This is a genomic window from Rugamonas aquatica, assembly GCF_009380215.1.
Classification (GTDB): Bacteria; Pseudomonadota; Gammaproteobacteria; order Burkholderiales; family Burkholderiaceae_D; genus Rugamonas; species Rugamonas aquatica_B.
Window position 1 is genome coordinate 150,992 of the sequence record NZ_WHUG01000011.1, and the last position, 23,881, is coordinate 174,872.

The 23,881-nt window shown below is 63.5% G+C and carries 21 protein-coding genes; 8 read left to right on the forward strand and 13 right to left on the reverse strand.

The window, feature by feature from the left end; genetic code table 11:
• Positions 1–5 precede the first annotated feature (5 nt).
• The gene (locus GEV02_RS23655) at positions 6–740 is read right to left on the reverse strand and encodes a 3-oxoacyl-ACP reductase family protein (RefSeq protein WP_008445023.1); all 735 of its coding nucleotides are present in this window, start codon (positions 738–740) and stop codon (positions 6–8) included.
• 110 nt (positions 741–850) lie between these two features.
• On the opposite strand from GEV02_RS23655, the gene GEV02_RS23660 reads away from it, so the two are divergent.
• Positions 851–1,774 (forward strand): LysR family transcriptional regulator, encoded by a 924-nt coding sequence (locus GEV02_RS23660; RefSeq protein WP_152840421.1) that lies wholly within the window; start codon positions 851–853, stop codon positions 1,772–1,774.
• 18 nt (positions 1,775–1,792) lie between these two features.
• Here GEV02_RS23660 and GEV02_RS23665 read toward each other — a convergent pair whose 3' ends face one another.
• From GEV02_RS23665 to GEV02_RS23705, 9 genes are all read right to left on the reverse strand, one after another.
• Complete coding sequence (locus GEV02_RS23665; protein ID WP_152840422.1) at positions 1,793–2,116, reverse strand: hypothetical protein; 324 nt, start codon at positions 2,114–2,116, stop codon at positions 1,793–1,795.
• Positions 2,117–2,188: 72 nt separating this feature from the next.
• Positions 2,189–3,331, reverse strand: a complete 1,143-nt coding sequence (locus GEV02_RS23670; protein ID WP_152840423.1) for a septal ring lytic transglycosylase RlpA family protein — start codon at positions 3,329–3,331, stop codon at positions 2,189–2,191.
• 10 nt (positions 3,332–3,341) lie between these two features.
• The gene (gene mrdA / locus GEV02_RS23675; RefSeq protein ID WP_152840424.1) at positions 3,342–5,396 is read right to left on the reverse strand and encodes a penicillin-binding protein 2; all 2,055 of its coding nucleotides are present in this window, start codon (positions 5,394–5,396) and stop codon (positions 3,342–3,344) included.
• Positions 5,393–6,538 carry a rod shape-determining protein RodA gene (gene rodA / locus GEV02_RS23680; protein WP_152840425.1) on the reverse strand — a complete coding sequence of 382 codons (1,146 nt, stop codon included), beginning with the start codon at positions 6,536–6,538 and terminating at the stop codon, positions 5,393–5,395. Before rodA (GEV02_RS23680) ends, mrdA (GEV02_RS23675) begins: the two co-directional genes overlap by 4 nt.
• Positions 6,538–7,650: a rod shape-determining protein RodA gene (rodA, locus tag GEV02_RS23685; protein ID WP_152805466.1), complete on the reverse strand. Its 1,113-nt coding sequence runs from the start codon at positions 7,648–7,650 to the stop codon at positions 6,538–6,540. Before rodA (GEV02_RS23685) ends, rodA (GEV02_RS23680) begins: the two co-directional genes overlap by 1 nt.
• Positions 7,651–7,659: 9 nt before the next feature.
• Positions 7,660–9,642: a penicillin-binding protein 2 gene (mrdA, locus tag GEV02_RS23690; protein ID WP_152840426.1), complete on the reverse strand. Its 1,983-nt coding sequence runs from the start codon at positions 9,640–9,642 to the stop codon at positions 7,660–7,662.
• A gap of 40 nt (positions 9,643–9,682) precedes the next feature.
• Positions 9,683–10,195, reverse strand: a complete 513-nt coding sequence (gene mreD, locus GEV02_RS23695) for a rod shape-determining protein MreD (RefSeq protein ID WP_008445012.1) — start codon at positions 10,193–10,195, stop codon at positions 9,683–9,685.
• Entirely contained in the window at positions 10,192–11,364 is a 1,173-nt protein-coding gene (gene mreC, locus GEV02_RS23700; protein WP_152840427.1) for a rod shape-determining protein MreC, read from the reverse strand. The genes mreD and mreC overlap by 4 nt, the downstream gene beginning before the upstream one ends.
• A gap of 92 nt (positions 11,365–11,456) precedes the next feature.
• Complete coding sequence (locus GEV02_RS23705; protein WP_008445008.1) at positions 11,457–12,500, reverse strand: rod shape-determining protein; 1,044 nt, start codon at positions 12,498–12,500, stop codon at positions 11,457–11,459.
• 274 nt (positions 12,501–12,774) lie between these two features.
• Here GEV02_RS23705 and gatC point away from each other — a divergent pair, with 274 nt between their 5' ends.
• The 7 genes from gatC (at position 12,775) to GEV02_RS23740 (ending at position 21,241) form a co-directional block, all read left to right on the forward strand.
• Positions 12,775–13,077 (forward strand): Asp-tRNA(Asn)/Glu-tRNA(Gln) amidotransferase subunit GatC, encoded by a 303-nt coding sequence (gene gatC / locus GEV02_RS23710; protein WP_152840428.1) that lies wholly within the window; start codon positions 12,775–12,777, stop codon positions 13,075–13,077.
• Positions 13,078–13,187: 110 nt separating this feature from the next.
• Positions 13,188–14,660 carry an Asp-tRNA(Asn)/Glu-tRNA(Gln) amidotransferase subunit GatA gene (gene gatA / locus GEV02_RS23715; RefSeq protein WP_152840429.1) on the forward strand — a complete coding sequence of 491 codons (1,473 nt, stop codon included), beginning with the start codon at positions 13,188–13,190 and terminating at the stop codon, positions 14,658–14,660.
• A gap of 76 nt (positions 14,661–14,736) precedes the next feature.
• Positions 14,737–16,212, forward strand: coding sequence for an Asp-tRNA(Asn)/Glu-tRNA(Gln) amidotransferase subunit GatB (gene gatB / locus GEV02_RS23720; protein WP_328595905.1), 1,476 nt, complete (start codon positions 14,737–14,739; stop codon positions 16,210–16,212).
• A 133-nt stretch (positions 16,213–16,345) separates the two neighbouring features.
• Complete coding sequence (locus tag GEV02_RS23725) at positions 16,346–16,831, forward strand: GNAT family N-acetyltransferase (protein ID WP_152840430.1); 486 nt, start codon at positions 16,346–16,348, stop codon at positions 16,829–16,831.
• Positions 16,828–17,628 carry a lysozyme inhibitor LprI family protein gene (locus GEV02_RS23730; RefSeq protein ID WP_152840431.1) on the forward strand — a complete coding sequence of 267 codons (801 nt, stop codon included), beginning with the start codon at positions 16,828–16,830 and terminating at the stop codon, positions 17,626–17,628. Before GEV02_RS23725 ends, GEV02_RS23730 begins: the two co-directional genes overlap by 4 nt.
• Positions 17,629–17,645: 17 nt before the next feature.
• Complete coding sequence (locus GEV02_RS23735) at positions 17,646–18,284, forward strand: GNAT family N-acetyltransferase (protein WP_152840432.1); 639 nt, start codon at positions 17,646–17,648, stop codon at positions 18,282–18,284.
• Between the two features lie 137 nt (positions 18,285–18,421).
• Positions 18,422–21,241, forward strand: a complete 2,820-nt coding sequence (locus GEV02_RS23740; protein WP_328595903.1) for a sensor histidine kinase — start codon at positions 18,422–18,424, stop codon at positions 21,239–21,241.
• Here the strand turns inward: GEV02_RS23740 and GEV02_RS23745 are convergent.
• The 3 genes from GEV02_RS23745 to GEV02_RS23755 form a co-directional block, all read right to left on the reverse strand.
• The gene (locus GEV02_RS23745) at positions 21,207–21,530 is read right to left on the reverse strand and encodes a hypothetical protein (RefSeq protein ID WP_152840434.1); all 324 of its coding nucleotides are present in this window, start codon (positions 21,528–21,530) and stop codon (positions 21,207–21,209) included. The two genes, GEV02_RS23740 and GEV02_RS23745, sit on opposite strands and share 35 nt — an antisense overlap.
• A 585-nt stretch (positions 21,531–22,115) precedes the next feature.
• Positions 22,116–22,754, reverse strand: coding sequence for a hypothetical protein (locus tag GEV02_RS23750; protein WP_152840435.1), 639 nt, complete (start codon positions 22,752–22,754; stop codon positions 22,116–22,118).
• Positions 22,751–23,782 carry a 5'/3'-nucleotidase SurE gene (locus GEV02_RS23755; protein WP_152840436.1) on the reverse strand — a complete coding sequence of 344 codons (1,032 nt, stop codon included), beginning with the start codon at positions 23,780–23,782 and terminating at the stop codon, positions 22,751–22,753. The genes GEV02_RS23750 and GEV02_RS23755 overlap by 4 nt, the downstream gene beginning before the upstream one ends.
• Positions 23,783–23,881 lie beyond the last annotated feature (99 nt).

Sequence of the window (23,881 nt, forward strand, 5' to 3'; positions counted from 1 at the left end):
CAGGCTTAGGCGCTGAAGCCGCCGTCTATCGTCAGGCTGGCGCCGGTGATGTAGCCCGCTTCCGGGCCCGCCAGATACGACACGAAACCTGCGATCTCCTCCACCTTGCCGTAACGCGGCAGTGCCATCATGGCTTTCAGCGCGCCGGCGAAGTCGCCGCTGTCCGGGTTCATATCGGTATCGACAGGGCCGGGCTGCACGTTGTTGACGGTGATGCCGCGCGCGCCCAGGTCGCGCGCCATGCCCTTGGTCAGGCCGACCAACGCCGATTTGCTCATCGCGTAAGCGGCGCCGCCGCCGAACGGCATGCGTTCCGCATTGGTGCTGCCGATGGTGATAACGCGGCCGCCCTGCCCCATATGGCGCGCCGCTTCCTGCGTCGCCACGAACACGCTGCGCACATTGATGGCCAGCGTGCGGTCGAAGTCTTCCAGCGTAAAGTCTTCCAGCGGCGCGATCGCCAGCACGCCCGCGTTGTTGACCAGGATGTCGATACGGCCGTGGGCTTCGGCGGCGTTGCGGATGGCGGCTTTCAATGCCGATGCGTCGGCGCTGTCGGCTTTGACGGCTTGCGCCTTGCCGCCGGCGGCTTCGATCTCCGCCACCAGTTGCGCGGCCTTGTCGGCCGAACTGGAATACGTCAGCACGACGGTGGCGCCGTCCGCTGCCAGCCGTTTTGCGATAGCCGCGCCGATGCCGCGCGAGCCGCCCTGTACGAATGCGATTTTACCGTCGATCATTTGAAGCTCCTGGTGAGTGATTTGGAGCCTTCAGTATCCGCTTCTAATTATGTCGCGACTAGACCATAGTTACTATCTTCAGTTAATCCCATTGGTTTAAAATGAAAACCATGGAAACCATGATTAGTATTGAGTGCTTCGTGCGCAGCGCCGAAGCGGGCAGCTTTTCGGAGGCGGCCCGCAGGCTGGGATTGACGCCTGCCGCCGTCGGCAAGAACATCTCGCGGCTGGAGGCGCGGCTGGGCGTGCGCCTGTTCCAGCGCAGCACCCGCAGCCTGTCGCTGACGGAGGCCGGACAACAGTTCCTCGATGAAGTGGGCGGCAGCCTGTCGACGATACAGAACGCGGTCGCCAACCTGGCCAGCGCCGGCGGCCAGCCGGCCGGCACGCTGCGGGTCAGCATGCCGACCAACTTCGGCCGCAAGTACATCGTGCCGATGCTGGGCGAGTTTTTGCCGCGCTATCCCGCCATCTCGCCCGACTGGGCTTTCGACAATCGTCCGGTGGACCTGATCGCCCAGGGCTACGATGCGGCGGTGGGCGGCGGCATAGACCTGTCTCCCGGCGTGGTCGCGCGCCGCTTGTGCCCCGCGCATCGGATACTGGTGGCGTCGCCGGCGTATCTGGACGAACATCCCGCGCCAAAGTCGCCCGCCGACCTGCACGAGCATGACGGCATTCTGATACGCTCGCCGCAGACTGGCAGGATACGTCCGTGGGCGCTGGTCAATCGCAGCAAGCAGCAGGCGCCCATCACGCTGCGCGTACGCATGACGATGAGCGATCCCGGCGCGGCCTGCGACGCGGCGGCGCTGGGCCTGGGCATCGCCCTGATCAACTACTCGGAATCGCTGACGCATCTGGAAGCAGGCACGCTGGTGCGGGTGCTGCCAGGCTGGCATGTGGATGGCGGCGCCGTGTCGATCTACTATCCGGCGCAGAAGCTGCTGCCGGCGAAGACGCGGGCCTTCGTGGAATTTGTCGTCGAGCGCTTCCGCGCGGAGCGGTTGGCGCAATTGCTGTCGGCGGTCTAGCGCAGGACGACGAGCGGCTTAACGGGTGGCGATGATGATGATGTCGGCGTCGCAGTTACGGTAGTGGATGACGATGACGATGATGCGTCGCAGCCGGGCGGCAGCGGCAACGCCCAGGTCCATGGGAGCGCGGTCGGCGCGGTTCTTCATCGTCAGGTCCACGCGCGATTCGGCGCTGACGGGGATATTCATCGCCTTCAGCGCCGCCTTGGGATTGGCCATCAGCGTCAGCGCCGCATCGGGGTCCAGCTCGGCCCTGTGGACCGACTCGACCTCGCCCGCATCTGGATTCATGTCCGCAAACAGCTTGCGCAGCACCTCGGTATCGTCCTGGATTTCCATGATTACCTCCATTGATAGTGGAGGTTCAGTCTAGCCAGCGAACCCTTGTGAACCGTTGATGTAGCGCATGGATTAGCGCTGGACGACGATAGGCTTCAGGTTCAACGATGAAGGCAAGCCTTGCGCCGCCTGGAGCGCTTCCTGGCGGGTGGCGAACGGGCCGGTGAACAGACGGTGCACGGAGCCGCCCTGCACCACTTCCAGTCCGTTCAAGCCTTTACCGGACAGCTTGTTGCGCACCACTTCCGCATTCTCTGCGCGCGAGTAGGCGCCCAGTTGCAGATAGAAGCCGCCTTTGGCGGTGCTGGCGGCCAGCGTTTCGGTGCTGGCCGGCGCGCGATCGGTCAGCATCAGCGCTTCCGCGTCGGAAGACGGCGCACTTGGCATGGCCTTGGGCGCCAGTACCAGCGGCTCGCTCAGCGTGGTCGATGGCGTCAGCAGCAGCGGGCTGTCACCCAAGGCGCCCGACGATGTCCGCCTGGGCGACGACTGCGTCTGCAAGCGCGGCGACACCGAGTTCGACACGCCGCCACGCACCGCCAGCATGCGGTCTACCTCATCGGGCAGGATGCGCTCGATCTGCAGTTCGTGGCTGCCCTTGCCCAGCAAGCCCAGTTTCAGCGCCGCCGTGTACGACACGTCGATCGCGCGATTCGCATGGAACGGCCCACGGTCGTTGATACGCACGATGACCACCGCACCGCTCACCAGATTGGTCAGGCGCGCATAGGATGGAATCGGCAGCGTCGGATGCGCGGCCGTCATCTTGTACATGTCGTAGATCTCGCCGGACGAGGTGCGCTGGCCATGGAATTTCTTGCCGTACCAGCTGCCGACGCCGATCTGCGAGTACGGCTGGTTGTTGGTGATCGGCGTGTAGGTCTTGCCGAAGACGACGTAGGGACGGTTGGAGTACGGCAGCAGCGGATCGTTGCGCACATCGGCGTCCGGCACGTCGGCCAGGTTGGCGGGCGGCGCGTCGCCGGGACCATCGTCCTGGTAGTAGCCGCCACGGCCCGAATTCGCAGGCGGCAGCACCGGCAGGCCGGCGTCCGGTTTGCCGGTGGACGGCGCCTTGATTACCGGGCCTGAAGTACGGGGCGGCTTGGGCGTCGGCGCGGTATCGCTCACTGTCGGCGCAGTACCGCAGCCGACCAGCGCCAGCAAGACCAGCCCGGTACAGACATTCAAAATACGGCTACGGTTCATACGCATCACATCTTCCTTACGGTTTTTTCCGCACCGGCGGTACCGGGGCGACAGGGGCGGCTACCGCAGGCTGCGATGGCTGCTGCTGCGGCGCCGGCTGCGATGGCGCACGCCGTTCGAATTCGGCCAGCGCGGCCTGCTCTTCCAGCGTCTGCCCTTCCACCGGCAGCACGATCTCCGCGTCTTCCTTCGGCACCTTGGTGCTGTCCTTCTCGGCCGGACGCTTGCCCAGCAGGTAGTAGTCCAAGGCCTTGCGGGCGATAGGCGCCGCTTCCGCGCCGCCCTTGCCCGCGTTCTCCACCACCAGCGCCAGCACGATGCGCGGCTTGTCCGCCGGCGCAAAAGCCGTGAACAGTGCATTGTCGCGCAGGCGTTCGGCCAGCCGCGCGGCGTTGTACTTCTCGCCCGAGCGGATGGTAATCACCTGCGCGGTGCCGGTCTTGCCGCCCACCGTGTAGCCTGCGCCGGCGAACGCGCGCACGCCCGTGCCGCCCGCCTCGGTGGTCACGCCGACCATGGCGCTCTTGATGGTGTCGATATTCTCCTGCTTGAGCGGAATCCGGTAACTCTCCTTGGGCACCGTCAGCTTGCGGGCGCGGGTTGCGCCATCTTCCACGATCTTGACCAGGTGCGGCTTCATCACCACGCCGTTGTTGGCCAGGTTGGCCACCGCATGCGCGATCTGCAAAGGGGTGTAGGCGTTGTAGCCCGAGCCATTGCTGACCGAGATGGTATCACCACCGACCCACCGCCCCGCCGCACCCTTGAAACGCTTGCGCTTCCACTCCTGCGACGGCAGCACGCCGGTCTTTTCGTTTTCCAGGTCGATACCGGTCTGCTGGCCGAAGCCGAAGGGCTTCATGAACCCGGAGATGGCGTCGATGCCCATGTCGTGGCCCAGCGCGTAGTAGTAGGTATTGCAGGACACGACGATGGACTTGTGCATATCGACCGAGCCGTGGCCGCCGACCACGTCGTCGTTGAATTTGTGCCCGCCGAGGTAGTAGTAGCCAGGGTCGTAAGTGGTGTCGCTCGGCCGGCGCTTGCCCAGCTCCAGCGCGGCCAGCGCCATGAAGGGCTTGAAGGTGGAACCCGGCGCATAGGTGCCGGACAGCGGACGGTTGACCATAGGCCGGTCCAGCGAGGTATTGAGTTCGTTCCAGCTTTGCGCGTCGATACCGTCGACAAACAGGTTGGGGTCATAGCCGGGGCGCGATACGTAAGCCAGGATGTCGCCGGTCGACGGTTCGATGGCGACCAGCGCGCCGCGCCGCTCGCCGAAAGCGTCTTCCACCACTTTCTGCAGCTCGATGTCGATCGACAGTATCAGGTTGCTGCCCGCCACCGCAGGTGTACGCGACAGGGTGCGGATAGCGCGGCCGCCGGCCGAGACCTCCACTTCCTCGTAGCCGGTAGTGCCGTGCAGCTGCTTCTCGTAGCTCTTCTCCAGGCCTTCCTTGCCGATATGGTCGGTGCCCTTGTAGTTGGCGGCATCGTCGGTGTCCTCGATGCCCTTGGCCTCGGCGCGGCTGATGCGGCCGATGTAGCCGATCACGTGCGACGCCGTCTCGCCCAGCGGATACTGTCGGAACAGGCGCGCCTGCACTTCCACGCCGGGGAAGCGGAAGCGCTGCGCCGAAAAGCGCGCCACTTCCTCGTCGCTCAAACGGGTGCGCAGCGGCACGCTCTCGAAGCCCTTGGATTCCTCCAGCAGCTTCTTGAAGCGCTTGCGGTCCTTGACTTCGATCTCCACCAGCTTGGACAGCTCGTCGATGGTTTCATCCAGCGTCATGCTCAACTTCGACGGCGTGATCTCCAGCGTGAAGGCCGAGTAGTTACGCGCCAGGACCACGCCGTTGCGGTCCAAAATCAGGCCGCGATTGGGCACGATGGGCACGATGGCGATGCGGTTCTCCTCCGCCTTGACGGCGAAGTCCTTGTACTTGACCACCTGCAGCCAGATGAAGCGCGCCAGCAGCAGACCGAAACAGATGAACACCATCGCGCCCAGCACCGTGATGCGGGTGCGGAATTGCTGGAGCTCGCGCTCCGTGTCCTTAATCTCCGTCATGCCGCGGCTCCCCACGCCCGCGCGGCGGCGCCGCCGCGCACGCTGCGGCTATGGTGCTGGATGCTCATCAGGATGCCGCCGCCCAGGCCCAGCGTCATCAAGGCGGTGCCGCCGTAGCTCATGAACGGCAGCGGCACGCCGACCACCGGCACAATGCCGCTGACCATGCCCATGTTGACGAAAGCGTAGGTGAAGTAAATCATCGTGATGGAGCCCGCCAGCAGGCGGGTAAAGAAGGTGGAAGCATTGACGGCGATATTCAGGCCGCGCACGATCAGCAGCAGGTACAACACCAGCAGCACCATATTGCCGGTCAGGCCGAACTCCTCGGAGAACACTGCGAAGATAAAGTCGGTGGTGCGTTCGGGGATGAACTCAAGGTGGGCCTGCGTGCCGTGGGTCCAGCCCTTGCCACCGAATCCACCCGAACCGATGGCGATCATCGACTGGATGATGTGGAAGCCTTTGCCCAGCGGGTCGTGATACGGGTCGATCAGCGTCAGCACGCGGTCGCGCTGGTAGTCGTGCATCACGGACCACAGCACAGGCAAGGCCGCGCAAGCCGCCGCACCCATCGCCGCCACAGCCTTCCACGACAGGCCACCGAGGAAGATCACATACGCACCGGCCGCCACCACCAGCATCGCCGTGCCCAGGTCGGGCTGGCGCGCGATCAGGCCTACGGGTATCGCCAACAGCAGCGCCGCGATCAGATAGGAATGCCAGCGCAGCTGCCCCTGCTGCCGTTGAAAGAACCACGCCATCATCAACGGCATGGCGATCTTCATGTATTCGGAAGGCTGCACCTGTATGCCGAAAGTCAGCCAGCGGCGCGAGCCGCCCTTGATGGTGCCGACCAGCGCCACCGCCACCAGCAGCGCCACGCCCAGCGCATAGGCCGGCACGGCGATACGCATCATCACCTGCGGCGGCGTGTTCGCCGCGATCCACGTCACCAGGAAAGCCATGCAGATATTGCGCATCTGGCCCGTCATCTGGCCCGGAATCGCGATGCCGGCCGAGTACAGCGTGACCAGGCCCACCGACAGCAGCATCAGCATGATGACGGCCAGCTGCGGATCGAACACCGCAAAGTAAGGCCGTACCCGCTGCCACAGCGGGCGCCCGTCATGCACGCGCATCAGGTCTGCACCAGTTTGCGGTGCCGCTGTATGCTCATCAGGATGCCCGCGCCCAGGCCCAGCGTCAGCAGCGCCGTGCCGCCGTAACTCATGAACGGCAGCGGCACGCCGACCACCGGCAGGATGCCGCTGACCATGCCCATGTTGACGAAGGCGTAGGTGAAGTAAATCATCGTGACCGCGCCGGCCAGCAGGCGGGTGAAGAAGTTGGGCGCGTTCCCGGCGATCATCAGGCCACGGCCGATCAGCAGCAGGTACAGGAACATCAGCACCAGGTTGCCGGTCAGGCCGAACTCCTCAGAGAACACGGCGAAGATAAAGTCGGTGGTGCGCTCGGGGATGAACTCAAGGTGGGCCTGCGTGCCGTGGGTCCAGCCCTTGCCGGTGATGCCGCCCGAGCCCACCGCGATGGTCGACTGAATGATGTGGAAGCCCTTGCCCAGCGGGTCGGAAGTCGGGTCGATCAGCGTCATCACGCGTTCGCGCTGGTAGTCGTGCAGCACCGACCAGATCACCGGCAGGCTGGCCGCGCCGGCCACGAACAAGGCGATCAGCGCCTTCCACGCCAGGCCCGCCAGGAAGATCACGCAGAAGCCTGCGGCCACCACCAGCAAGGCGGTGCCCAGGTCGGGCTGCTTGACGATCAGGCCGACGGGTATCGCCAGCAGCACGGCGGCGATGCCGTAGTCCTGCCAGCGCAGATGGCCGGCGCGCTGCTGGAAGAACCACGCCAGCATCAGCGGCATGGCGATCTTCATGAATTCTGACGGCTGGATATCGACGCCCAGATGCAGCCAGCGCCGCGCACCCAGCTTGATGGTGCCGAACAGCGCCACGCCGATCAGCAGGGCCACCGCGACCACATAGGCCGGCACGGCGATCCGCATCATCATCTGCGGCGACACATTGGCCACGAACCACATCACGATGAAGGCCAGGAAGATGTTACGCAGCTGGTCTTCCACCTTGCCGGGAATGCCGATGCCTGCCGAGTACAGCGTGACCAGGCCGACCGACAGCAGCGCGCAGATAATCAGCGCCAGCGGAATGTCGAAAACGGTGAAGTACGGGCGAAGGCGGCGCCACAGGGAACGCCTTTCGTTGATGCGCATGCTGGTCCTTTATTCCTTGTTGCCGGGTGTTTCAGCGCCGGGTTTCTTCTCGTCGCTGACGCCCTGTTCGGCCTGGACATCCTGCACGGAGCGCAGCTCGGCGTCTTCCTTCGGCACGCGGGTGGTTTCTTTTTCGTTCGGGCGTTTGCCCAGCAGGTAGTAGTCGAGTGCCTTGCGCACGATGGGCGCGGCCACGCCGGCGCCGAAGCCGCCGTTTTCCACCACCACCGCGATGGCGATGCGCGGCTTGTCTGCCGGGGCGAAGGCGGTGTAGAGCGCGTTGTCGCGCAGGCGTTCGGCGATCAGGTTGGCGTTGTACTTCTCGTTCTTCTTGATCGCCACCAGCTGCGCGGTACCGGTCTTGCCGCCCGAGGTGTAGCCGGCGCCCGCGAACGCGCGCGCCGCCGTGCCGCCGATGGTCACGCCGACCATGGCGTTCTTGATGATGTCGATATTTTCCTGCTTGAGCGGGATGCGGTAGCTTTCCTTGGGCACCGTCAGCTTGCGGGTGCGCGCGACGCCGTCTTCGACGATCTTCACCAGGTGCGGCTTCATGACGATGCCGTTGTTGGCCAGGTTCGATACCGCGTGCGCCATCTGCAGCGGCGTGTAGTTGTTAAAGCCGTTGCCGATGGCGATGGAGATGGTGTCGCCGCCCACCCACTTCTGCGCCGCCACGTTCTTCTTGAAGCGGTTGCGCTTCCATTCCTTCGACGGCAGCACGCCCTGCTTCTCGTGTTCCAGGTCGATGCCGGTCAGCTGGCCGAAGCCGAACGGCTTCATGAAATCGCTGATGGCGTCGATGCCCAACTCGTTACCGAGGATGTAGTAATAGGTGTCGCAGGATTCGACGATGGACTTGTACATATCCACCGTGCCGTGGCCGCCCGGCTTATCGTCGCGGAATTTGTGGCCGCCCAGCGTGAACGAGCCCGGATCGAAGATGGTCTGGCCCGGCGTGCGCTTGCCCAGTTCCAGCGCGGCCAGCGCCATGAAGGGCTTGAAGGTGGAACCGGGCGGATAGGTGCCGGACAGCGGACGGTTCACCATCGGCTTGTCCAGCGAGGTATTGAGTTCGTTCCAGCTCTGCGAGTCGATGCCGTCGACGAACAGGTTGGGATCGTAGCCGGGCCGCGATACATAGGCCAGGATGTCGCCCGTCTCCGGCTCGATGGCGACCAGCGCGCCGCGCCATTCGCCGAAGGCTTCCTCGATCACTTTTTGCAGCTCGATATCGATCGACAGTATCAGGTTGCTGCCCGGCGTGGCGGGCGTGCGCGACAAGGTGCGGATGGCGCGGCCGCCGGCCGACTTCTCCACTTCCTCGTAGCCGGTGATGCCGTGCAGCTGCTTCTCGTAGCTTTTCTCCAGGCCTTCCTTGCCGATATGGTCGGTGCCGTTGTAGTTGGCGGCGTCCTCGGTGTCGGCGATGGCCTTGGCTTCGGTGGTGTTGATGCGGCCGATGTAGCCGATCACGTGGGACGCGATCTCGCCCAGCGGGTACTGGCGGAACAGGCGCGCCTGCACTTCCACTCCGGGGAAGCGGAAACGCTGCGCGGAAAAGCGCGCCACTTCCTCATCGCTCAAACGGGTGCGCAGCGGCACGCTCTCGAAGCCCTTGGATTCCTCCAGCAGCTTCTTGAAGCGCTTGCGGTCCTTGGTCTCCACCGTAATCAGCTTGGACAGCTCGTCGATGGTTTCGTCCAGCGTGGCGCTCAACTTCGACGGCGTGATCTCCAGCGTGAAGGCCGAGTAGTTGCGCGCCAGGACCACGCCGTTGCGGTCCAAAATCAGGCCGCGATTCGGTTCGATGGGGACGATGGCGATGCGGTTCTCTTCGGCCTGCGCGACGTAGTCGCTATGCTTGTAGACCTGCAGCCAGATGAAGCGCGCAAGCAGCGACGCAAAGCAGAAGAACACCAGCGCGCCCAGCACCGTCAGGCGCAGGCGGAACTGGTGCAGCTCGCGTTGGTTGTCCTTGAGTTCAGTCATGGTGCTCAGTCACGGTGCTCAGTCACTTCTCGGCCGGGCGTCAGATCGGGCGGGTGTGGTCGCGGTCCACCGCGCGGCGCTGCGGCGCCAGCAGCAGCCAGGTCGCCAGCGGCCACAGGGCCACGGCGATGACGCTTTCGACGAAGTAGAACCAGCCGGGGAATTTGCCGGAGACGAAGAAGCGCACGATCAGCTGCACCGACTGCGCCATCAGCAGCAGCGGGAACACGTGCATCGCCTGCGTCAGCAGCGGGAACCACAGCACCCGGCGGTGCAGCATGATGGCGAAGTAGGACAGCAGCGTGTAGGCCAGCGCATTCTCGCCCAGCAGCGTGGAGTCATGCACGTCCATCAGCAGGCCGAGGAAGAAGGCGGTGCCGATGCCGACCTTGCGCGGCTGGTGCACGCCCCAGAACACCAGCACCAGCGCCACGAAGTCCGGCACGCCGATGAAGTTCCCCCAGGGGAGCAGGTTCAGTAGGAAGGCGCAGAACAGGCTGAAGGCGATGAACAGCGGGCTGACCGGCAGCAGAATATAGTGGGGACGATTCATCGTGCCGGCTCCTTCGGTTTGGCGACAGCGGGTGCGGGCTGGCCGTTCGCGGCGGCGGCGGCAGGTGCTGCTGCAGTTGTAGCAGGTGCGGCGACCGGCGCGGCTGCGGCAGGCGTACCAGCACCGGTGCCAGCACCAGCAGCCGGCGCAGGCGCCGGTTTGGGCGCAGGCGGCGGCATCACCGGCATCAGGCCGGGCGGCGCGTTGTTGGCCGGCGCGGCGGCCGCAGGCGCCGCAGGTTCGACGCCCTCTTTCGGCGCCTCCTTGATCGGCGCCATCTTGTTGTTGTGCTTCTTGAGCGCGCGCGTCTCTTCATCCGGCGGACGCGGAGGCATCTCCGGCGTCGACATCAAGATCAGCAGCTGCGTATTGTTGGAGATGCCGCCCAACGGCTGGCACACCACGCCGCCGAACGATCCGGCCGCGCTGTTTTCCACCTGGCTCACGCGCGCCACCGCCAGACCGGCCGGGTAGACGCCGTCCAGGCCCGAGGTAACGACGATGTCGCCGACCTGGATATCCGCATTCGGCGCAGTGAAGCGCAGCTCCAGCGCGCCGGACTTGCCGCGTCCATAGGCCACGCTGCGCAAGCCGTTGCGCAGCAGTTGCACAGGGATGGCCTGCTCCTTATCGGTCAGCAGCGTCACTTCGGAGGTAAAGGGGAACACCCGCGTGACCTGGCCGACCACGCCCTGGTTGTCGATCACGGGCAGGCCGAGCGCCACACCCTGCTGGGTGCCGCGGTCGAGGATCACCTTGCGGCTGTTGACATCGCGCGCGTCGTACAGGATCTCGGCCAGCATGGACTTCACCGGCAGATGCTCGCGCGCGGCCATCAGGCGGCGCAGCTGGTTGTTCTCAGCGGTCTGGAGCTGGGCCTGTTGCAGCACCAGCGCGCCGGCGATCTGCTGGCGTTTGAGCTCGCGCACCTGCTTTTCCAGCGACGACAGAGTGGAGAAATAATCGCCGACGCCGTAGATGGCGTCGCGCGGCAGCAAGGCTGCCATTTGCAGCGGATACAGCACCGTGGCTGCCGCCTTGCGCACGGTGGTCAAAGTGCGCATGCGCGCATCGACCAGCAGCAGTGCAATCGAAATGCACGCAAACACCGTCATCTTGACGCGGGCGGAGGCGCCTTGCTTGAAAAGTGGCGGAGGACTGTATTCCATGACTTCCAATAATCCGGCGCTCGCGCGCCAACGAGACTGTCAACTCATCCCAATGCATCGGGGCCGCTGTTTCGCGGCCCCGTCTTGTCAGATCATTCGTAGGAGAAGATCGAGCCCAGCTGGTCCATCCGCTCCAGCGCCATGCCCGAGCCGCGCACCACGCAGGTCAGCGGATCTTCCGCCACCAGCACCGGCAGGCCGGTTTCTTCCATCAGCAGACGGTCCAGATCGCGCAGCAGCGCGCCGCCGCCCGTCAGCATCATGCCTTTTTCCGCAATGTCGGCGCCCAGTTCCGGCGGCGTCTGTTCCAGCGCGTTCTTCACGGCCGAAACGATGTTGTTCAGTGGGTCGGTCAGCGCTTCCAGGATCTCGTTGGACGAAATCGTGAACGAGCGCGGGATGCCTTCGGACAGATTGCGGCCCTTGACTTCCATTTCCTTCACTTCCGAACCAGGGAAGGCCGAACCGATGGCCTTCTTGATCGCTTCAGCGGTCTGTTCGCCGATCAGCATGCCGTAGTTGCGGCGGATGTAGTTGACGATGGCTTCATCGAATTTGTCGCCGCCCACGCGCACCGAGCCTTTGTACACCATGCCGCCCAGCGAGATGATGCCCACTTCGGTGGTGCCGCCGCCGATGTCGACCACCATCGAGCCGGTTGCATCCGACACCGGCAGGCCGGCGCCGATCGCCGCAGCCATCGGCTCTTCGATCAGGTAGACTTGCGAAGCGCCAGCGCCCAGCGCCGATTCGCGGATCGCGCGGCGCTCAACCTGGGTCGAGCCGCACGGTACGCAGATGATGATGCGCGGCGAAGGACGGAAGAATTTGGAGTCGTGCACCATGCGGATGAACTGCTTCAGCATTTGTTCGGTGACGGTGAAGTCGGCGATCACGCCGTCTTTCATCGGGCGGATCGCCTCGATATTGCCAGGCACTTTGCCCAGCATCTGTTTTGCTTCCTTACCAACTGCCTGGATAGTCTTCTTGCCGTTAGGGCCGCCCTCTTGGCGGATCGCGACGACCGACGGTTCATCCAGGACGATGCCCTGGCCGCGAACGTAGATCAGAGTGTTGGCCGTGCCCAAGTCGATGGCCAGATCGGTGGAAATATACCTGCGTAAAAAACCAAACATGTGTGTCCTGTGGCGCTACTGGTGTGCGCGTAAGCCGTTAGAAAGAAATCCTGTGGTGACGCGGCGGCTGCAATGATTCAGCGCCGGCAACGCATCAACCCGCCATTCTACCTTATAATTTGAATGCGATTTGCCGAAAATCCCGCCAAAAGTGTATCGGCTGAGTCCGCGAGTTAAGCGGTATTCGTTCTCTTTTGCCAGCGAAAAGGCAGAATTTCCAGTTTTTTATCAATATTACAATTAAACCTAGCGCGGCCCGCCCGCGCCATTCGCCATGTCCCTGACCATATCCGACGTAACACGCATTGCAAAACTGGCACAACTTGAGATGAGCGAGCAGCAGACCGCTACCGCGCTGGACCAGTTGAACGGCATTTTTGCGCTGGCCGAACAGATGCAGGCGGTCGACACCGACGGCGTCGCCCCGCTGAGCCACCCGCTGGCGGCGCACATGAATAACATCGCCCTGCGCCTGCGCGAAGACGTGGCCACCGAGGCCAATCGCCGCGACGACTACCAGGCCGTCGCGCCCAAGACCCAGGACGGGCTGTACCTGGTGCCGAAGGTGATCGAGTAACACCGTCATTCCCGCGCAGGCGGGAATCCATGCTGAGCCGATTAGGCCAGCGTTCTATGGGTCCCCGCTTGCGCGAGGACGACGCCGCAACGAATCTGAATTGAAACGCCATGCACACCAAAACCATTAAAGAGCTGTCCGCGCTGCTGCAAAGCAAAGCCATCACCGCCACCGAACTGGCGGCGCACTTCCTCGACCGTATCGAAAAAAGCGACTTGAACGCCTTCCTGCACGTGGACCGCGCGCTGACCCTGGCGCAAGCGGCCGAAGCGGACGCCCGCATCGCCGCCGGCACCGCCACCCCGCTGACCGGCGTGCCGATCGCCCACAAGGACATCTTCGTCACCCGCGACTGGCGCTCGACCGCCGGTTCGAAAATGCTGGCCAACTACGTCAGCCCGTTCGACGCCACCGTGGTGGAAAAATTCCGCGCGGCCGGCATGGTCACGCTGGGCAAATTGAACTGCGACGAATTCGCCATGGGCTCGGCCAATGAAAACTCGGCCTTCGGCGCGGTGAAAAATCCGTGGGATAAAAACGCCGTACCTGGCGGCTCCTCCGGCGGTTCCGCCGCCGCCGTGGCCGCGCGCCTGGCGCCGGCCGTCACCGGTACCGACACCGGCGGCTCGATCCGCCAGCCGGCCGCGTTTTGCGGCATCACCGGCATCAAACCCACCTACGGCCGCGTATCGCGCTTCGGCATGATCGCCTTCGCCTCGTCGCTGGACCAGGGCGGCCCGATGGCGCAAACCGCCGAAGACTGCGCGCTGCTGCTCAACGCCATGGCCGGTTTCGACGAACGCGATTCGACCTCGCTGACGCCTGAAATGGGCGGCATCGACGAAGACTACACCCGCGAACTGGGCCAGCCGCTGGCAGGCCTGCGCATCGGCGTGCCGAAGGAATACTTCGGCGAAGGCCTGGCCAAGGACGTGGAAGACGCCGTGCGCGCAGCGCTGGCCAAGTACGTCGAAATGGGCGCGACCCTGGTCGACATCTCGCTGCCGAACACCGCGCTGTCGATCCCGGCCTACTACATGATCGCGCCGGCCGAAGCCTCGTCCAACCTGTCGCGTTTCGACGGTGTGCGCTACGGCCACCGCGCTTCCGAATACAAAGACCTGTCGGACATGTACCGCAAGACCCGCGCCGAAGGCTTCGGCGCAGAGGTCAAACGCCGCATCATGGTCGGCACCTATGTGCTGTGCCACGGCTACTACGACGCCTACTACCTGAAGGCGCAAAAAATCCGCCGCCTGATCGCGCAGGATTTCGAAGCGGTGCTGAACGGCCCTAACGCCGTCTGCGACGTCATCATGGGACCGGTCGCGCCGACCGTGGCATGGGACCTGGGCGACAAGTCCGACGACCCGGTCGCCGCCTACCTGGCCGACATCTACACGCTGTCCACCAGCCTGGCCGGCTTGCCTGGCATGTCGATCCCGGTCGGCTTCGGCGCCAAGAACCGCCCTGTGGGCCTGCAGATCATCGGCAAGCATTTCGGCGAAGCGAAACTGCTGAACGTCGCCCACCAGTACCAGCTGGCGACCGACTGGCACACCCGCGCACCCGCCGGCATCTAAGATCAACGTCATTCCCGCGAAGGCGGGAATCCATGCTGAGTATGGATTCCCGCTTTCGCGGGAACGACAAGCAAACATAAGCGAGAACAATATGGAATGGGAAGTCGTCATCGGTCTTGAGAACCACGTGCAGCTCACGACCGAATCTAAAATTTTCAGCGGATCGCCGATCAAGTTCGGCGCCGACGCCAACACGCAAGCCAGCCCTGTGGACCTGGCGCTGCCAGGCGTGCTGCCGGTGATGAACAAGCAGGCGGTGGACCGCGCGATTCGCTTCGGCCTGGCGGTCGGCGCGAAGATCGCTCCGGCGTCCATCTTCGCCCGCAAGAACTACTTCTATCCCGACCTGCCTAAGGGCTATCAGATCAGCCAGTTCGAAGACCCAGTCGTCATCGGCGGCGCGCTGACCTTCGGCTACGAGAAGGATGGCGAATTCGTCACCAAGACCGTCAACCTGACCCGCGCCCACCTGGAAGAAGACGCCGGCAAATCGCTGCACGAAGACTACGCCGGCATGAGCGGCATCGACTTGAACCGCGCCGGCACGCCGCTGCTGGAAATCGTCTCCGAGCCTGAAATCCGCAGCGCTGCAGAAGCCGTGGCCTACGCCAAGGCCCTGCACTCGCTGGTGATGTGGCTGGGCGTCTGCGACGGCAATATGCAGGAAGGCTCGTTCCGCTGCGACGTCAACGTCTCCGTGCGTCCGAAAGGCCAGAAGGAATTCGGCACCCGTTGCGAGATCAAGAACTTGAACTCGTTCCGCTTCATCGAGGAAGCGGTGCACGTCGAAGTGCGCCGCCAGATCGAGTTGATCGAAGACGGCGGCAAGGTTGTTCAGGCTACCCGCTTGTACGACCCGGATCGCAAAGAGACCCGCGAAATGCGCAGCAAGGAAGACGCGCAGGACTACCGCTACTTCCCGGACCCGGACCTGCCGCCGCTGATGATTTCCGAAGAGTGGATTTCGAAGGTCAAGGCATCGATGCCGGAACTGCCGGCCGCCATGCGCGCCCGCTTCGTCAGCGAATACGCGCTGCCGGAATATGACTCGCTGGTGCTGACCGCGTCGAAAGCGATGGCGACCTATTTCGTCGCCGTGGTTGAAAAAGCCGGCAAGGAAAACGCCAAGGCCGCCGCCAACTGGCTGATGGGCGACGTGTCGTCGACGCTGAACCGCGAAGGCGTGGACCTGGATCAATCGCCGGTATCGGCAGTGCAGCTGGCCGCCATGCTGAAGCGCATCGCCGACGGCACCATCTCCAACAAGGCCGCGAAGGAAGTATTCGCCGGCATGTGGGAGGCCAAGTCCACGGACGAGAACCTGGTTGACACCATCATCGACGCCAAGGGTCTGAAGCAGATCTCCGACACCGGCGCGCTGGAAGCGATCGTCAACGACGTCATCGCCGCCAACGAGAAATCGGTGGAGCAGTACCGCGCAGGCAAGGAAGCGGCGCTGAACTCGCTGATCGGCCAGGCGATGAAGGCATCGCGCGGCAAAGCCAACCCGGCGCAGCTGACCGAGCTGCTGAAGGCCAAGCTGGCCGGCTAAAGATGGCATGTCTGAAAGGGACGCCACGGCGTCCTTTTTTTTCGCCCACTGTCACTCGTCCGTGATAATGCGCGAGTATTCCAGGATCGCAAACTGCTATCCTGTTCAACCCTACGACTAAAGAAGCAACGCAATGACCGATACGAGAATACGCCTGGCCGTGCCTGAAGATGCAGCCGCGATCGCCGCGATGGCCGTTGCGCTGACAGAAGAAATATCGCAGCGACTTGGTGTAAAAACCTTCAACCTGGATCAGCAGAAAACCGCCAGCTTGTGCCACGCCCTGCTGCGCGAGGAAAAGTACCTTGCGCTGATCGCGATTGCGGAAGGCGAGACGATCGGCTTCGTCGGCATCTCCGAAGGCCGCGCGCTGTATGCGGAAGGCGCGCTGGCGACCATGCAGGAATTCTTCGTCGCCCCGCCCTACCGTACCAACGGCGTCGGCGGCCAGTTGTTGAACGCCGCCGCAGAACTGGCGCGCAAGCGCCGCTGGAACCGCCTGGAAGTCTGCACACCGCCGCTGCCCGAGTATGACCGCAGCCTGGCGTTCTACGAGCGTCATGGCTTCGAGATCACCGGTGGCCGCAAACTCAAACGCCTCTTTACGGAAGCCCAATGAAAAAACTGATTGCCCTGCTGGCCTTGAGCGTATTCACGCTGGCCCATGCCGCCACGATAGACTGGCCTTTGAGCTACGAGGGCAAATCGACCAATGCCTTCATCTGGGACAAGCGCGCCAAAGCGCTGGTCCAGACACACGTGCCCAGCAAGCTGGCCAGGGATGTGCTGGCGGGATTGGGCGGCCCGCCGGAGCCGGTGTTTGTGGTGGATAAGCGCTACGTCAGCGCATCGGCCTGCGTGCCGCATGCCTGCCCGGAAAAGGGCTTCTTCTGGATCGACACCCAGACCGGCCAGGGCCTGGGCGCGGACATCCTCGACGGCGCGCTGCGCCTCGGCTCCAACAGCCTGTCCGCAACACAGATTCCGGCGCCAGCACGCCGTGCATTGATCGACTGGATGAGCGCCAACGACGTTACTCCCGTCAGCGTGGAATTCATCGACAACCGCGGCGCCAGCACCAGCATCGACGCCGCGCAATTCAAACCGGCGGCGCACTTCGAGCCGACGGCCGAAGGTCCATCCTATGACTGCAAGGCGGCAGCCACACGCGTTGAAAAAACCATCTGTGCCGATGCGGCTTTGGCCAAGCAGGATCTGGCGCTGGCCAAGCTGCTGAAGGAAATCCGCCAGGGCCACGACAGCATCGCCTCCCGCAACGAGCTGCGCGACTTTCAGCGCAAATGGCTGAAGGAGCGCGACACCACCTGCGCCTCCGCTGCGGACATCAACGTCTGCCTGGGCAAGCAGTACCAGGCCCAGAACGACCGGCTGATGAACTGGATACCCGGCCGCTAAGCATGGAGAGTACGAAGTTGAACAAGACATTCGATGTGGTTCCAACTGCGGCTGCCTGGACCAAGGGATGGACGCTTACGCGCGACAAGGCGTCCCCGGTCCGACAACCCTATGGCTACAAAATCGACCTGGGCGCTCCTGAGCGTTTGGAGCGCCATGTCATGGTCGACTACGACGCGAACATTCTGCAAGCGCTGACCGACAGCCTGCACACGCCGGGCACCTGGCTCAAAGTGTGCGCGCATCCGGAGCAGGTCTCTCCGCTTTTGCACGGAAGCTGGCAAGTACAAGCGACGGAATACCTGATGGCGGTGGCGTTGGATAACGCCGCAGCAGCGGCGCCCGACGGCTACCGACTGTCCCTGTCCACCTCAGGCGCAGTCACCGACGCAGAGCTCCGCGCTACGGACGGCGAACTTGCGGCGCGAGGACGAGTAGCCCACAGCGATGGCGTTGCCACGTTCGACCAGATCATCACCGAGCCTGCACATCAACGAAAAGGGCTGGGCCGCGTCATCATGGCGACGCTTGCCAACACGTCCATCGCCCACAAGGCAAACGTGGGCGTATTGGTCGCCACGGAACAGGGCCGGGCTCTCTATCAGGCGATAGGATGGACACTGGTTTCGCCTATCACTGCGGCGGTTATTGCTTGATACTACGCGTCCTCAAAGCCTCGCTTTTTCTACTCCTGATCGTCGGACAGCACTTCGCCCAAGCGTCGGAACCAGGTCCCCTGCTCATCGATTACAGCCATACGGCATGGTCCGAAAGGGATGGCGCGCCGACGGGCGTGACCAAGTTCGCACAAGGCCCCGACGGCTGGCTATGGATCGCCACGCCAACCGGCATGTACCGGTTTGACGGCGTGCGCTTCGAACGCACCGAAAAAATCCACGGCCATCCTCTGGAGTCCAGCAACATCATGGGCCTGACCACCGCGCCCGATGGCGCAGTGTGGGTAGGCTACCGCGTCGGCGGCGTATCCGTGTTCAGGAAAGATGGCGCTCACACCTACGCGGAGCAGGACGGCCTGCATCCGGTCGGTTCCATGCATATCGAAGCCGCCCCCGATGGCGCGGTCTGGGTGGCGATGCGCGACGGCCTGGCGGTGCTGCCGCGCGGCGGCAGCCGCTTCCAATACCTCGGCCCTGAGGCGGGGTTACCGGCGCTGGGCGTGTTCCAGATTTTGTTCGCCCGCGACGGCACGACATGGATAGGGACGAACACGGGCGCCTTCTTCCGCAGGCCGGGCGAAACCCGCTTCACCCAGGCGTGGCCGCGTGTCGCGCTGGTCTGGTTGTGCGAAGCGCCGGACGGCACGATATGGGGCAACGATTTCAAGAACGGCTACTACAGGGTGCGCTCCACGCAGCCTTCCGCCAGCGAGTCCCTCAAGCCCGAACTCGATGGCTATGGCATGCACTTCGACCGCCAGGGGACGATGTGGATGATGCATACCGATGGCCTGGAACGCAGAGTGGCGCCGGCAGGGCCTAGCCTTCAAGAGCAGCGGCTGTCGAAAGAAAACGGCATCAGCGGCCCGATACTGAGCACGCGGTTCCAGGACCGGGAAGGCAATCTGTGGATAGGCACGGCGGGCGGGATAGACCGGCTGCGTCCCAATCGCCTGAGGACCATGCCCGTGGAGACGCAACTGGAATATCCCGCACTGGTGGCCGGACCATCCGGCGATGTCTGGGTGGGCGACTATGCCCGCGATGTCTGGAAGTACAGCCTCGCAGGACGCGTCAGCCGCGAGGCCCTGGGGCCGATCACAGCCAGCTACACCGCGCCGGACGGCGTCCTGTGGCTGGGCGGGACAGAAGCCCTGCAGCGGCGCGACCGCGACGGCGCCGTGACGTCGATCCCCTACCCGCCCGAACTGAAAAGCCTGCGCGTCCACGCACTGCAGCAGGACCGGGACGGCGCCTTGTGGGCCTCCTTCTCTTCCGGCAAAGGCGTGTACAAACTCGTTGACGGCCAGTGGATCAAATCGGGCGGATTGCAGGGACTCACCGATCTGCTGACCACCTCCATGGCTCGCGACGCCAAGGGGAACTTGTGGATGGCGCATCTGCGCAGCCAGATCACCATCATCGACGGCAGCACGGCACGCACACTGGGGCCGAAGGAAGGTCTGCAACTGGGCACGGTCATGCAGGTGTACCGCGACGGCCAGGCCATGTGGGTGGGAGGAGAAAATGGCGTCGTGCTCTATCGCGACGGCCGCTTCGCCACCTTGCGCGGCGAGCGTAACGAAATCTTCCGGGGCGTATCCGGCATCGTCAGGCTGCCGGACGGCGACCTGTGGCTGCACGGCGCCGACGGCCTGTATCACATCGCCGCCGCTGAAATCAACGCGTGGCTGAACAACGAGCAGACCACCGTGGCATTCGAACGCTTCGATGCGCAGGACGGCATGATGGGCCACGCGCCGCAACTGCGGCCCGTGCCGTCGCTGATGCGTTCACGCGACGGCGTGCTGTGGTACGCGACATCGACGACGATCGGCACCATCGATCCGGCCCACATCCTGCGCAACCCGCTGGCCCCGCCGGTGGAAGTCATCAGCGTGACTTCCGATGGCATGCGCTACGCCACGCCATTGAACCGTGAACTCGGCCTACCGGCGGGAACGCAGAATCTGCAGATCGACTTCACGGCAATGAGCCTGTCGATACCCGAGCGTGTGCGCGTGCGCTATCGGCTGGCCGGCCTGGATCACGCGTGGCAGGAAGCGACAGGCCGCAGGCAGGCGTATTACACCAATCTGGCGCCGGGCAAATATCGCTTCGAAGTCATCGCATCGAACGAGGACAATCTCTGGAATACCAAAGGCGCCGCGCTGGAGATAGACATTCCGCCGACCTTCATCCAAAGCGGCTGGTTCAAGCTGTTGTTGGCGGCGTTGGGAATACTGCTGCTGTACAGCGCCTACGCATTGCGGATACGCTACCTGACGCAGCGCATGCAGGAGAGCTTGCAAGCGCGCCTGGCGGAACGTTCGCGCATCGCACGCGCCCTGCACGACACGCTACTGCAAAGCATGCAGGCTTTGCTGATGTCGTTCGACGCGCACAGCCGGAATCTGAAGGAAGGCACGACGGAGCGCACGCGCCTGGACCAAACGCTCAATCTCGCGGAGCAGTTGCTGGTGGAAGGAAGGGACCAGATCATGGACCTGCGCGCATCCGCCTCGCCGGATGCGCTGGAGCTCACGCTGGAGCAGTTCGGCAAAGGGCTGGCGGAGCATCGCTCGCACGCCTTTGTCATGAAGGTCAACGGCGTGCCGCGACAATTGCGCCCGCATGTACACGACGAGGTCTACGCCATCGCGCGCGAAACGCTGTTCAACGCCTCGCGCTACGCGGACGCCAACCGCATCGAGCTTGAATTGGACTACAACCCCAACGCCTTCGTCCTGCGCATTCGCGACAACGGGAAGGGTCTGGACGATGCAGTCGCCGCAGCAGGCCACCGGCCGGGCCACTGGGGAATGGCAGGCATGCGCGAACGCGCCCACAACATCGGCGCCAGTCTCGCAATCGACAGCAAGCCGGGCGTGGGCACGGAAGTCATTGCGACAGTTCCCGGCAAGGTGGCTTACTGAGCGCACGAGTCCAGATCGGATTATTGGCAGCGCCGAAAACAACGCTGGTGGTTGCACTGGAAAGCGGTATCTCAATATCGAACGCACAAGTCAACCCTGGCTGGGTAGGCGTCATTTTGACACTGACCTGCACTACACCCTCCACCCGTTTCATATCCACTCGATCAACCGCCATGGCGCTATGAAATAGCAGTCCGTTGATACGAAAAAAAGCGTTCCCTTCCTTTTCAATTTCAGCTAAAGAATGGAATCGGACATCCTGTATTTCAGCAATTTTTACAGTTTTCATATGCCCTCCTTCCGCATCATTTTAGACCTGTCCTCTTGGCCTTGCTGCGGCTTTTTTTTGGCGAGGATAGTGTACTGGTGCGCAGCCACGATCCATCGTCACCATTGGCCTTTGCTATCGATGCGGCCAAAATGGTTGGGGTACTGACAAGCCCTAATCGATGAGTCAACCGCTCTCCCGTTACACAATACCATGCGTCTGCGGCAAAGGCTGAGCATGGCCTGCGCAGTGACCAGGCCTTCGTCCCTAGCGCCTTGTACTGAGCGATCTTTTCAAACAATCGAATTTCCTGCGCGTCTGAGATATAGGTCATCCTGCACGCATGGGCATCACATCCAAGTTCCAGATTCTCGAACAGACCATTGCCACTCCCCGTGGGAGCATTTCCCCAGGTACCGTATGTAGCGGGCGCCCCATCAACTGGGCAGTAGCCAATCCAGCTATGCCCAAGAAATCGGTCGCCGCCCACATTCGAGAAGATTTTAAGTATGCCTGCCATAACAGCAATCTACGCGGCCTGGCAAAGTGTCCTTTATGCTCCATCAACCGGTTTAGCGCTATCGAGGAAATCCTGACCGCGCAAGGTCAGCGATAGGCCAGCAGGTCCAGTATCGCGTTGCCGTTCTCGCCGACCAGCTGCAGCGCGGCGGGCGCGGTGTCGGCGGATGCCAGCGCCAGTCCTTTGTAGCTGCCTTCGGCGGAGTTGCCGCAACCGCTGGCGGTCAAGGTCAGCGCGGCCGCGCCGCCGTAGGTGGCGCTGAAGTCGACCTTGCCGGACAATTTGCAATCACTGCTGCCCGCGCTGATGGCGCCATCGGCAGCCACCGTGAACAGCGCCGGCTTACCGCCGATGAGCACCTGGTAGTTACCGGCCGCGTTGGCGGCAGACAGCGCATTCAGCACCAGCGCCTGTGTGCGGTCGTAAGCCAGCGTCACCATGCCGCCACCGGACACCGGCACGCGGCGTCCCTTGCTGCCATCGACAACGTGCATCACCGTGGCGGCAGCGTCACCGTCGGCCGACAGCAGCACGTAGCCCTTGCCATCCTTGTTGGTGTAGATGCTGGCGCCGGACACCGTGTCGCCATTGGCATAACCTTGCAAAGCGCCCTCGCCCAATACCGGCACGCTGCTGGTCGGCGCCGGCTCGTTGCTTGACGAGCCATTACATCCCGCGAGGCCGACAACCACGGCCAGCAAGGCCGCCTTCATCGTGTTGTTCATTGCGCGATCCCGTTCAATTTGATCTTCATCGCATCTTCAAACGCGCGGCGAGCTTGCGGTACGCCTTCGACCGGAGAAATCGTCACCGCCGTCTTCGCGGCGATCACATTGTCTTCCGACGTGGCGGCGATATCCTTGGGCAGCACTACGCCGCTCGGCAGCGTGGTGCCGCCGGTGGCCAGGCTGATGCCGGGCATAGGGAAGTTGACGCCCGAAGCCACAGCCAGCGGGCTATCCGACAATTTTTCATAGAACGCCGGCACGTAGCTGCTAGCCTTGCCGATGCGGGTGAAGCGGTACGGCAGCGCCGCGCCGGCACCTGCGCTGAAGTCCGGCACGTTGACGTTCAGGCCCACGCCATCCGGCATCAGCAGGCCGCCGGCCTTGGCCTTGTTGGCGATCAGCGTGTCGACCAGCTTGACGACGATGCCCGCCACTTCATAGGCCCGGTGCGAAGCCGGCAACGCGCCGCTCCAGTTGACCTGCGCGGTGGCGGCGTCGCTGACGGCCATTGCTGGCAAGCCGCGGTTAATCATGTAGATCAGGTTATTGAAGGTGCCGCTGCTGGCGTTGATCGCGCCGGTGTTATTGCCCTCGTTGGGACCGGAGATCACCAGGTCGGGCGCGCCGTTCCACTTCTTCTTGGCCAGCACGTCCACGCCATACAGGCAGGCCGTCACCGGCGTGCCGTTGACGTAGGAGACATCGGCATCGCCAGCATCCACACCCACGCCGGGAGCGCCGGCGGCCAGCCCCAAGGCCAGCGCGCCGCGCTCCTTGCCGGTCAGCGCGCTGACCGGTGTGAGGAAGGCGATGTAGCCGCCACGGCCGGATTGATTGTCGATAGGCGCCGCCACCGCCACGCTATGCCCTGCTGCGGACAGCTTCGTTTTCAACGCGCGCAGGTTGGCGGCGGTGATGCCGTCATCGTTGCAAAGCAAGATGTTCAGCGCGGACGCTGGCGCCGCAGCGGTCAAGGCAAGGGCGCCGCACAAGGCGATTGCGCTGTTGAAGCGTGAGGATGGCATGGCACTTCCTGTCGAATGAATAAGAACGCAGAAGTGTAGTGATGCCTTGTTACCGCAACGTGACACGACAGCCGTCAGCGCCGATACCCGGTATATCGA

Bases quoted from the DNA above. Each gene is read 5' to 3' on its own strand.
- GEV02_RS23670 (WP_152840423.1), bottom strand. From the start codon at position 3,331: ATGCGTATGAACCGTAGCCGTATTTTGAATGTCTGTACCGGGCTGGTC.
- mreC (WP_152840427.1), bottom strand. From the start codon at position 11,364: ATGGAATACAGTCCTCCGCCACTTTTCAAGCAAGGCGCCTCCGCCCGC.
- GEV02_RS23665 (WP_152840422.1), bottom strand. From the start codon at position 2,116: ATGGAAATCCAGGACGATACCGAGGTGCTGCGCAAGCTGTTTGCGGAC.
- rodA (WP_152840425.1), bottom strand. From the start codon at position 6,538: ATGCGCGTGCATGACGGGCGCCCGCTGTGGCAGCGGGTACGGCCTTAC.
- gatA (WP_152840429.1), top strand. From the start codon at position 13,188: ATGCACACCAAAACCATTAAAGAGCTGTCCGCGCTGCTGCAAAGCAAA.
- mrdA (WP_152840426.1), bottom strand. From the start codon at position 9,642: ATGACTGAACTCAAGGACAACCAACGCGAGCTGCACCAGTTCCGCCTG.
- GEV02_RS23745 (WP_152840434.1), bottom strand. From the start codon at position 21,530: ATGAAAACTGTAAAAATTGCTGAAATACAGGATGTCCGATTCCATTCT.
- gatC (WP_152840428.1), top strand. From the start codon at position 12,775: ATGTCCCTGACCATATCCGACGTAACACGCATTGCAAAACTGGCACAA.
- GEV02_RS23755 (WP_152840436.1), bottom strand. From the start codon at position 23,782: ATGCCATCCTCACGCTTCAACAGCGCAATCGCCTTGTGCGGCGCCCTT.
- GEV02_RS23730 (WP_152840431.1), top strand. From the start codon at position 16,828: ATGAAAAAACTGATTGCCCTGCTGGCCTTGAGCGTATTCACGCTGGCC.
- GEV02_RS23660 (WP_152840421.1), top strand. From the start codon at position 851: ATGGAAACCATGATTAGTATTGAGTGCTTCGTGCGCAGCGCCGAAGCG.
- mrdA (WP_152840424.1), bottom strand. From the start codon at position 5,396: ATGACGGAGATTAAGGACACGGAGCGCGAGCTCCAGCAATTCCGCACC.
- GEV02_RS23705 (WP_008445008.1), bottom strand. From the start codon at position 12,500: ATGTTTGGTTTTTTACGCAGGTATATTTCCACCGATCTGGCCATCGAC.
- rodA (WP_152805466.1), bottom strand. From the start codon at position 7,650: ATGCGCATCAACGAAAGGCGTTCCCTGTGGCGCCGCCTTCGCCCGTAC.
- GEV02_RS23655 (WP_008445023.1), bottom strand. From the start codon at position 740: ATGATCGACGGTAAAATCGCATTCGTACAGGGCGGCTCGCGCGGCATC.
- mreD (WP_008445012.1), bottom strand. From the start codon at position 10,195: ATGAATCGTCCCCACTATATTCTGCTGCCGGTCAGCCCGCTGTTCATC.
- GEV02_RS23725 (WP_152840430.1), top strand. From the start codon at position 16,346: ATGACCGATACGAGAATACGCCTGGCCGTGCCTGAAGATGCAGCCGCG.
- GEV02_RS23750 (WP_152840435.1), bottom strand. From the start codon at position 22,754: ATGAACAACACGATGAAGGCGGCCTTGCTGGCCGTGGTTGTCGGCCTC.